This is a genomic window from Haloferax profundi (genome assembly GCF_001469865.1).
Taxonomy (GTDB): domain Archaea; phylum Halobacteriota; class Halobacteria; order Halobacteriales; family Haloferacaceae; genus Haloferax; species Haloferax profundi.
Genome location: NZ_LOPV01000402.1, coordinates 1 through 2,092, shown reverse-complemented (window position 1 = coordinate 2,092; position 2,092 = coordinate 1). Strand labels below are relative to the sequence as shown.

At 59.1% G+C, this 2,092-nt stretch carries 3 protein-coding genes and 1 pseudogene; all 4 read right to left on the bottom strand.

Annotated features, from left to right (window positions below; translation table 11 throughout):
- Positions 1–344: hypothetical protein (locus AUR66_RS13910; RefSeq protein WP_058572894.1), on the bottom strand; the 344-nt coding region annotated here is incomplete at its 3' end.
- Positions 334–1,026 carry a nucleotidyltransferase domain-containing protein gene (locus tag AUR66_RS13905; RefSeq protein WP_058572893.1) on the bottom strand — a complete coding sequence of 231 codons (693 nt, stop codon included), beginning with the start codon at positions 1,024–1,026 and terminating at the stop codon, positions 334–336. The genes AUR66_RS13905 and AUR66_RS13910, both read right to left, overlap by 11 nt.
- Before the next feature lie 58 nt (positions 1,027–1,084).
- Complete coding sequence (locus AUR66_RS13900) at positions 1,085–1,627, bottom strand: hypothetical protein (protein ID WP_082682218.1); 543 nt, start codon at positions 1,625–1,627, stop codon at positions 1,085–1,087.
- A gap of 137 nt (positions 1,628–1,764) precedes the next feature.
- Positions 1,765–2,092 (bottom strand): annotated as a pseudogene (locus AUR66_RS13895) (copper-containing nitrite reductase); the annotation flags it as partial.

Below are 2,092 nucleotides of genomic sequence, written 5' to 3'. Positions count from 1 at the left end.
CACAGGTCTTGAAGATTGGCCGCGACGTGCTCCGAGAGGATACCACGTCTCGCCGCTTCTGTATAGACGCCGGGATGTGTTCCGGGGAGGTCACGCGGTTCGACGCCACCTTCGAGGAGTTTGAATTCGACAACCCGCTCGATTGCGACGAACGATGTCTCGATGACGATGGTGTAGAATCCGTCGTCGAGTAACGACTCCGCACCTGCCAACAATCGGCACGACTTCCGAAGTTGCAACACGTCCGCTTCGTTCGTGTGTAGTCCGGACTCTATCTCGTCGGGTCGGTGGTCGAAAGCGGCCTGCACCTCGTCGACGAGCGATTCGACTCGGTTACCGCTCACTGTTCATCACCTCTTTTCGAATCTTCTGGAACGTCTCGCCGCCGTGAACCGTGACGCCCTCTTTGAATATTTCTCTCAACTTGCCTCCCGCACGTCGTGCACTCGCTGGCGACTCGACGAACGGTTCGAACGTGTACCGGTCGCCGTCGAATCGCTCTTCGCCAAGTTCGGACGCGATGTCGGAAACGATGCGCCGGGCGACAGTTCTGTCACCGTCGACGAGCACGAAGACGTCGATATCGCTTTTCCGGTCCGCGTCGCCGCGAGCGACGCTCCCGAACACGAGAACTCCCAGGAGTTCCTCGGTGTCACAACCCTCCTCGACGGCACCTTCGACTTGGCGGACGAACTCCCGGATAGGGGCGTGGTATTCGACCTGTTCGAGTGCGAGTATCGGGTCGTCCTTCTGGAGGTGTGCCGGGTCGATTGAGACGTACTTACGCTGGGTTGTCTCTCGAACCTCGATGACACCGAGTTCGTCGAGGAGTCCAACCGCCCGCCAGACAGTCGACCGACTGTGGTCAGTCTCGGCGGCTAGTTCAGACATCGTAAACTCCGATTCGTGTGCATCGACGAGCAGTCTTAATAGGTCGTCTGCAGCACGGAGCCTGAATATCTTCGTCTCGTCTCCGGGAGAGACACGGAGACAGACACGTACATCTTGTTTCGTACCGTCAGACACTGTTTCGTTATATGCAACAACACATATTAAGGGTTCGTATCAATCACGTTGTCGGGTATCACCTCATCGCCGAATCGACCGCTGGGGGGTCATCCGACGCGTCGGGGACGGTTCCTGTGTCGAGAGACCTCGTTTCGAGCGCCGCGAGTTGTTCGTTGATGGCGTCGCTTCGCTGGTGCATCCCCGAGACGCGAACACGAACGAGGTCGAAATCGTGTCTGTCTGACAGCCCGTTCCACGCACGGAACGCTCCGAGTGCGAGTGTGTGTGATTGGGGGCAAAACGGCGTCGTCGGGGTGAGCTCAGCACGAAGGACCGACGAGTCACCAGTCTCCACAGCATATCGAAATCCGGCGTCCTCGTGACGAGTGTCGAGGTTCAACCGGGCGAGGTTGTAGTTGAACGTCGTATCGTACACGGTCCGATCTTCGAACACGTCCCGAGTCCGTTCGTGGAACGCGACGTGTTCGTCACCGGTGAGGACGCGGTGTCCGTCGAGGAACGAACCCGGTTCTGGGATGTGCTCTGGGACGAACTCGCCGAAGTCGTCGTACAGGTCGCTCTCGTCGGTGCCACCGAAGGGCAAGAACCGTCCAGCCATACAGTCGAGTACGGAACGACTGGCCCTGTCGATTCCCCCGGACATGTTCGAGAGAGGTCGACGAGGCTTCCACGGAGACGACTACTGGGTCGACTACGACGGCGAAAAATATCCTAAGACAGTGTCGCTTCGGGCACTCACTTCGGGTCTGGGTCGAATATCTCCGGGTCCTCGGATCCTTCCGCACGGACGACGGCCATACAGCCTTTCCGGGCGACCCGCGACAGTGAGTGGTCGACGAGTTTGAAATCACCGGGGACCGGTGAACTCATCGTCGCTATCGCGGTACTCCCCGGCGGAACGAGTCGTGTCTGGATGTGAGTCTGTGGTTCCGTAGTGAGCGACCCATCGGGGTACAGCGTCTCCCAGACGCTCCCGATTGGGTGGAAACTACTGGAGAGGTTCGGCCCACCATCCACGAAGAAGACGCGGACTGTCTCTCCCGTCTTCGCAGTCACGGCAGGG